Genomic DNA, 7,676 nt, shown 5'->3' with positions numbered 1-7,676 from the left:
TAAGCCACACCTTAATTTAACTGACGTAGAGCTCAACGCACTAGTTATCGCTTAAGCAGATCTCAGGTTAATTAACAACTTTCTTTGCTTTACGTTGAGGTAATCTCACCCCACAGCCAAATCAAAAAAGTGCCCGCAGCGGACACTTTTTATGTCCGCGGACACATAAAAAGAAAGTTTAAAAATAAAAAGTAATTAAATTCAACAAGATAAAAAATGGCACGCTATTCGAATATCCCATAACTATATAAATTTTGAGGGCATTTGAATGTTTACTATTGGCTTATTTTTAATTTCACCAATTATTCTGTTTATTGCCTCGCTAATGATTACTGTGTTTGAAAAACACTAAGCAAAGAGAACAAATAATGATTAAAGACACTAGCGGGCAAGACACGCAAATCTCACGACCTATAAATTTTAAAAAAAACATATGGCTGTTTATATTTACTGTGGGCTTAGTTGCTCTATGTGTATATGCATTATTAAATACTGATCAAGAAGGTACTATCTCGGTTGATAGAGTAAGCCTACAAATAGCCACAGTGGTGCGCCAATCACTAATACGTGATGTTGCAGCCAGCGGTAAAATTGTAGCCGCCAGAGCACCAAAAGTTTACAGCCCTGAACGAGGCTTTGTTTCATTGAAGGTAAATGCTGGTGACTCAGTCAAACTGAATGATGTAATAGCCATGGTTGAGAGCCCCGAGCTCACAAACGAATTAAAGCAGCAACAGTCTGTTTTAGCTCGTCTTGAGGGCGAGCTACAACGTAAACACCTTGAGGCACGCCGCCAATCATTAAGCTTAAATAAAGCGCTTGATCTAGCACAAGTAGAATTAAACGCTGCCGATAGAGAAAATCGCAGAGCGACTTTGTCAATGCAAAAAAATGTGATCAGTCAAATTGATCATGAAAAAGCCATTGATGAGCTTGCCCGTGCAAAACTTTCTTATAAACATGCAGAGCAAGAAGTTGAATTGTCCAAAGATACACTTGCTTTTGAACTACAGGCCGCTAAACGAGATGTCACTCGTCAACAACTGATTGTCGATGATCTACTTCGCAAAGTTAATAACTTAACAATTAAAGCCACTGTGTCAGGGATTGTAGGTAACTTACTAGTTCAACAAAGAGAAGTGGTAACACAAAGCCAACCATTAATGACTTTAGTTGATTTGAGTAATTTTGAAGCAGAACTACAAGTCCCTGAAAGTTATGCAAATGAGCTTGGTTTAGGTATGGACGTAGAGATAACAATGGGCGCTAGCAAAGTGATGGGTACCCTTTCTGCCATTTCACCAGAAGTCAATAATAGAGAAGTCACAACGCGTGTACGTTTTAACAAAGACATGACGGGCATCAGACAAAACCAACGATTAACCGCACGTATTTTATTAGAAAATCGTGACGATGTTTTACAGGTTAAGCGTGGGGCATTTTTACAACAAGGCGGCACACAGGTTTATAAAATTACCGGTGATACAGCTCAGCTCATTGATATTTCAATTGGTGCAACCAGCATTAATGCGGTTGAGTTAATTTCAGGGGTTCAAGCTGGCGATGAATTGATTATCTCAAGCTATAACAGTTTCAAACACACACACACGTTATTACTTCGCTAACAATCGCGTAGAACCAAATAATAAAAGGAAAAAGCATGTTAAAGATGAATAATATAAGTAAAGTATATCAAACTGAAATGGTGCAAACCCATGCATTACGTGACTTTAATCTGCACGTTGATGAAGGCGAATTTATTGCTGTAACAGGCCCTAGCGGGTCAGGAAAAACGACCTTTTTAAATATCGCTGGAATGTTAGAGCCCTTCTCCGCAGGTGAATACTTACTTGATGGAATTGATGTCGGTAAGTTAAACGATAACCAACGTGCAGATTGTCGAAATCAAAAAATAGGCTTTATCTTCCAAGGGTTTAATTTAATACCTGACTTAAACTTATATGAAAATATTGAAGTACCGCTACGCTATAGGGGTATTAAAGCCGCAGAGCGTAAACGTCGCATTGAAAAATGCTTAGAACAAGTTGGCCTTGCCTCTAGGGCAAAACATTTGCCTCAGCAACTCTCTGGCGGACAGCAACAACGAGTGGCCATAGCACGCGCGCTTGCTGGCGAGCCACGGTTTTTACTTGCCGATGAGCCAACCGGTAATCTCGACAGCCTTATGGCTCGTCAAGTAATGGAGCTGCTTGAACAAATAAATCGTGATGGCGCAACCATTGTCATGGTCACCCATGATGCAGAGCTTGCTCGGCGTGCCCCTCGGAACATTCAAGTTGTCGACGGTCAACTTGCCGATTTCACCTTGTACCAAGGTGCACAAAACCTTAAAAATGTTGCTGGAGCCTAAGCCATGCTATTACATTACCTCGATTTAAGTTGGCGCAGCTTCAAGCGCACGCCTTTAGTGAGCTTTTTAATGGTACTGGCGATTGCCATTGGTATTGGCATCACTATGACCAGTTTAAGCGTTTATCACATGATGTCGGCGGATCCCATTGCGCATAAAAGTAGCCAGCTCTATGCTGTGCAGCTGCAAATAATGGATGATGGCCACACTTGGTGGACGTCTGATAACCTCCCGCAACAACTAACTTATCAAGATGCTGCTAACCTATATAAATCAGAAATAGGTGGCCAGCGTTTAAAAATGGTGCGCAGTGGATTCTCTGTTTACATAGATTCTGACACAGTAAAACCATTTAGCCAAAGTGCAAGACTAACAACCCCAGAATTTTTTAATATGTTTGATCTTGAGTTTCTCTATGGTGAAAAATGGTCTCAGCAGCAAGAAGAAAACGCGGCTCCCGTTGTTGTGATCAGTGAAGAGTTAAATAATAAGCTTTTTGCTGGCGAAAATTCAGTGGGTAAAATTATTTACCTTGATGATGCGAGTTATGAAGTGGTTGGGGTTACTAGAAACTGGCCATTAACCATCAAATACTACGATTTAAATAATGGTTCATTTAATGACCCTGAACAACTTTTTATGCCATTTAGTCTTCTTGAAGCAAAACAGCTTGGTAATTGGGGGAATACCAATGGTTGGAAACATGAGGATGTTAGAAGCTTTAGTGCCAAGTTACAGTCAGAAATGGTGTGGATTCAATTCTGGGTTGAATTAACTAACGAACAACAAAAAAATGATTATGAAAATTATTTATTAGCCTACATGCAAGAGCAACAAAAGCTTGGTCGTTTTAATCGCAAAGAGTTAGCTTACAGTATTCGAGATGTTAACCAGTGGATGGCCTATAACAACGTGGTCAGTGAAGATAACAAAATTTTAGTCGCACTTAGTTTTATGTTTTTGGCTGTATGTTTGGCGAATATTCTCGGCTTATTACTTGCAAAATTTTTACGTCGAGCTCCAGAAGTCGGTGTACGCCGTGCACTTGGAGCCAGTAAGCGACAGATTTTTATGCAACATATTATCGAAGTCGCCATGCTAGGACTATTAGGTGGGCTACTTGGTATTGTCCTTGCCCAGTTTGGCTTATTGGGTGTTCGCCAAAGCTATAGCTACTACGAAAGCTTAGCGACCATGGATTTAACCATGTTATTGAGCGCCCCACTCATTGCAATTAGCACCTGCATAATAGCTTGGCTTTACCCTGCTTGGCTGGTATGTAAAACCAATCCTGCAATTTACCTAAAAAGCCAATAAGGACGAACACTATGATGTTAGAAATTAAACCTATTTTCCATGCACTGTGTCGATCTAAAGTTGGTGCGCTGCTGTTACTTATCCAAATAGCTATTACTACTGCTATTGTCAGTAACGCAGCGTTTATTATTCAAGATAGAATGACTTATCTTAATCAGGATACAGGATACCCCGAAGATGAAATACTTGCTTTTCATGTCATGCACTTTGGCAAAGATGTCAAAAGCCACCAACAATTTGAACTTGATGAAGCGATGTTAAGAGCTTTACCCGCAGTGAAAGACGCCGCCTATATAAACAACATCCCCTTATCGGGAAGTGGTAGCTCTTCTGACTTTAGTATAAATTCAGCCCCTGAGCCTGGGCTTTCTGCAAGAACTGCTTACTTTTTTACAGATGATCATGCAATTAACACGCTTGGGGTTGAACTTATTGCTGGACGCAATTTTAGAGAAGACGAAGTTGTTGTAACTAACGATAATGATCAGCGAGCCAATGTTACCATTGTGACACAGGCATTATTAAATGAGCTATTTCCTGATGAAGATGGATTAGGAAAAACAATATTCCTTGGTGATATTCCAATGAAAGTCATTGGTGTAATTAAACATGCAAAAGGCCCATGGCTCAAAGACAGCCGCCCAAATAATGTCGCATTAATTCCTTATATAAATCCTAATATCTCGGGGAATTTTTTAGTTCGCACAGCAGCCAATGAGCGGGCAAATATTGCTAAACGAATTGAAGACGAGATGCTAGAAAATTACAACAAACGTGTAATTATTCGAATTCGGGGCCTTGACCAAGATAAAGCCCAATACATGGCTGAAGACACATTGATGATGCGTATGTTAATTGTGCTCATAACCATACTGGTATTGGTAACCGCACTGGGCATTTTTGGTTTGACGCTATTTAATATAAATAAACGTACCAAGCAAATTGGAACCCGTCGTGCTTTAGGCGCTCGTAAATCTGCAATTGTTAATTATTTTTTAGTTGAAAATGCGCTGATTTGCATTGCTGGCTTATTTTTAGGTGCTATTTCAGCACTTTTACTCGGTCAGTTATTAATGCAACATTTTTCAATAGCGGCATTACCATCAAGTTATATTGCTGTCACGGCAATCATGGTGTTTACAATGAGTCTTTTGGCTGTATTTGGCCCAGCTAAACGCGCAGCAAATATTTCGCCGAGTATCGCAACCCGAACCATATAGCACAGCTCCCAACCTATGCTACACTGGCTAAACGCGGTGTAGCATTTTCAATATTTAAATAATAATAAACAGCGATTAAATTAACATGGAAAAAATACTTATCGTTGATGACAATCCTGCAATTTTAGATGCTCTGTCATTATTGCTAGAGATTCACGACTATAAAGTGGTTACTGCAAATAGCCCATTTGAAGCTATTCAAATTGTGCAATACCAGCGTATTGCACTTGTACTTCAAGATATGAACTTTAGTAACGACACAACTTCAGGAGAAGAGGGAAAGTTACTCTTTTATCAACTCAGAGAGCTAAATCCCCATCTGCCCATTATTCTGATCACTGCATGGACCGAGCTTGAAACAGCCGTTGAACTTGTCAAAGCCGGTGCGGCTGATTATTTACCAAAACCATGGGATGATGCCAAGCTTCTTACCTGTGTTAAAAACCTAATTGAACTAGGAAAGACAAAAAAACAAAATCAAACCTTATTGCGCCACCAGCAAGAGCGGGATGCATCTTTAGAAAATGCTAATTTAGTAGGTTTAATTTATCGCAGTACGGCCATGGAGCAATTAGTTAAAATGGCATTACAAGTCGCCAAATCTGATGTCTCAGTATTAATAACAGGCCCAAATGGCAGTAGTAAAGAGCGCATAGCACAAATTATTCAAGCAAACTCACCTCGCCAAAATGCTGCGTTTATTACGGTCAATGCAGGTGCCCTTCCCCATCAACTAATAGAAGCAGAATTATTTGGTGCAGAAGCAGGCGCTTTTACTGGGATCACAAAACAAAGGATTGGTCGATTTGAAGCAGCTGACGGTGGCACATTATTTTTAGATGAAATAGGTAATCTCCCTTTATCAGGGCAAATGAAGCTCCTACGGATTTTACAAACTGGAGAATTCGAGCGCTTAGGTTCAACCCAAACTCGAAAAGTTAATGTCCGTGTAATATCAGCGACCAATGAAAACCTAACAGATGCAATCAGTAAAGGGCTGTTTAGAGAAGACTTATACTACCGCTTAAATGTGATTGAACTTAACCTACCAAGTCTTAGCCAACGACCGGATGACATACTTCCTCTTATTCGTCATTTTTTAGAAGAACGTGAGCTGGATTTACAATGCGAAAACCTACTTTTAGCCCACCCATGGCCCGGTAATGTTCGTGAACTTGAAAATGCATGTAAACGTGTCAGTGTGCTCAAACCCAGCGGTGAGATAAGCATCGACGACTTTGGTTTAACTCCTATTACGTCTCAAACACACACTCAAAAAGTAGAGCCTAACAAACAACAAATTGAGGATGCTATGCGTTTACATAAAGGGGTGATTGCCAAAGTAGCACGTGAGTTTGGCCTTAGCAGACAAGCACTGTACCGTCGCCTTGATAAGTTTGAGATTGCCTACTGATGAAAAAATCAAGATACCGCTTCTCTTTAACGTCTAAAGTGATTTTAGTATGTGTATTTTCCTCTGTGATCCCTGTTTTTATCTGTTGTTGGCTGCTGGGTGTTGACGCTATAAAAACAGCACTAAGTGTTATTTTTACAGCCATTCTAAGTAGTTTATTGGCTCATCGACTCAGTGGTAAACTGGTTCAAGGTATTACTTCATTAGAAACTGGCTTATTAAATTTTAAGGATGGGGAACTATCGACTTTACTGGCCTATAACCATAATGATGAATTAGGTCATTTGTGCCTGCTTTATAACCAAACTGCAAAGCAATTAAGACAAGAAAAACAATGGGTTTACCAACGAGAGTTAATGCTTGATAAGGTATTACAAAACTCCCCTCAAGCTGTATTATTGGTTAATGATAATGATTTTATTGTTTATAGTAACCACAGTGCGAGAGATTTTTTTAATGCAAGTACAGCCCTTGAAGGCGAAAAAATCTCAGCATTATTGTCTAAAGCCCCTCAGCAAATAATTAATGCCGTTAATAAAGGCGTAGATGGTTTATTTATTCTTGATAAAACAGAACAAGAACCGCAAACATGGCACCTTTCAATGGGTCGCTTATTGCTTAACAACCAACACCATAGGTTGTTTGTTTTTAAACAATTGACCCGCGAATTGAGCCGCCAAGAAGTTGAAGTTTGGAAAAAGGTTATTAGGATCATTAGCCATGAACTCAATAACTCACTAGGGCCTATGTCATCCATGTTACATAGTGCACAACTGTTAACGCAAAAAGTGGATGAACCTCGTTTAAAGCGCGTTTTCACTACCATTGAAGAGCGAATAAAGCATTTAAACGAGTTCGTTCAAGGCTATGGTAGGTTTGCTAAACTTCCACCACCTAAAATAACAACGGTTGACTGGCATTCATTACTCGATCAATTACAAAGCCAATGGCAATTTAATTTCGACCTTCAAAAAGACATCACTACAAAAGCCGATCAAACCCAAATAGAACAATTGCTGATTAACCTGTTGAAAAACGCACATGAATCAGAGTCGCTAGCGGAGCATATCAGCTTAAAAGTAACACAAGATAGCCTCGGCACTCATATTAATGTGAGCGACAAAGGAAAAGGTATGAGTGAAACAGTTATGGCCAGTGCGCTTATCCCTTTTTATTCTACCAAGGTGGCAGGAAGTGGATTAGGTTTGGCACTGTGTCGAGAAATTGTTGAAGCCCATCATGGGCAAATTAGCCTACACAATCGAGACGTCGGCGGGATCAGTGTTTTTGTAAGTTTACCTTGAGAGTTGTTTAACTTTAAGGCTGAAAACTCATCCAATTTAGAAATGATACA

General features: G+C 39.8%; 6 protein-coding genes. All 6 read left to right on the top strand.

What is annotated here, in order from left to right; translation table 11 throughout:
• Positions 1 to 368: 368 nt before the first annotated feature.
• Entirely contained in the window at positions 369 to 1,625 is a 1,257-nt protein-coding gene (locus A9479_RS12745; RefSeq protein WP_028835080.1) for an efflux RND transporter periplasmic adaptor subunit, read from the top strand.
• Positions 1,626 to 1,660: 35 nt separating this feature from the next.
• Positions 1,661 to 2,371, top strand: coding sequence for an ABC transporter ATP-binding protein (locus A9479_RS12740; RefSeq protein ID WP_013465175.1), 711 nt, complete (start codon positions 1,661 to 1,663; stop codon positions 2,369 to 2,371).
• A 3-nt stretch (positions 2,372 to 2,374) separates the two neighbouring features.
• Entirely contained in the window at positions 2,375 to 3,688 is a 1,314-nt protein-coding gene (locus A9479_RS12735; RefSeq protein WP_064663592.1) for an ABC transporter permease, read from the top strand.
• 14 nt (positions 3,689 to 3,702) lie between these two features.
• Entirely contained in the window at positions 3,703 to 4,908 is a 1,206-nt protein-coding gene (locus tag A9479_RS12730) for an ABC transporter permease (RefSeq protein ID WP_028835078.1), read from the top strand.
• Between the two features lie 85 nt (positions 4,909 to 4,993).
• Positions 4,994 to 6,322, top strand: a complete 1,329-nt coding sequence (locus A9479_RS12725) for a sigma-54 dependent transcriptional regulator (protein ID WP_064663591.1) — start codon at positions 4,994 to 4,996, stop codon at positions 6,320 to 6,322.
• Entirely contained in the window at positions 6,322 to 7,626 is a 1,305-nt protein-coding gene (locus A9479_RS12720; protein ID WP_064663590.1) for a PAS domain-containing sensor histidine kinase, read from the top strand. Before A9479_RS12725 ends, A9479_RS12720 begins: the two co-directional genes overlap by 1 nt.
• Positions 7,627 to 7,676: the final 50 nt, after the last annotated feature.

The organism is Pseudoalteromonas sp. MQS005 (assembly GCF_001661605.1).
Lineage (GTDB): Bacteria > Pseudomonadota > Gammaproteobacteria > Enterobacterales > Alteromonadaceae > Pseudoalteromonas > Pseudoalteromonas tetraodonis.
This window is presented reverse-complemented; position numbering and strand designations above follow the sequence as displayed.

Excerpts from the sequence above, each read along its gene's own strand:
- A9479_RS12730 (WP_028835078.1), top strand. The coding sequence starts at position 3,703 with ATGTTAGAAATTAAACCTATTTTCCATGCACTGTGTCGATCTAAAGTT.
- A9479_RS12740 (WP_013465175.1), top strand. The coding sequence starts at position 1,661 with ATGTTAAAGATGAATAATATAAGTAAAGTATATCAAACTGAAATGGTG.
- A9479_RS12720 (WP_064663590.1), top strand. The coding sequence starts at position 6,322 with ATGAAAAAATCAAGATACCGCTTCTCTTTAACGTCTAAAGTGATTTTA.
- A9479_RS12745 (WP_028835080.1), top strand. The coding sequence starts at position 369 with ATGATTAAAGACACTAGCGGGCAAGACACGCAAATCTCACGACCTATA.
- A9479_RS12725 (WP_064663591.1), top strand. The coding sequence starts at position 4,994 with ATGGAAAAAATACTTATCGTTGATGACAATCCTGCAATTTTAGATGCT.
- A9479_RS12735 (WP_064663592.1), top strand. The coding sequence starts at position 2,375 with ATGCTATTACATTACCTCGATTTAAGTTGGCGCAGCTTCAAGCGCACG.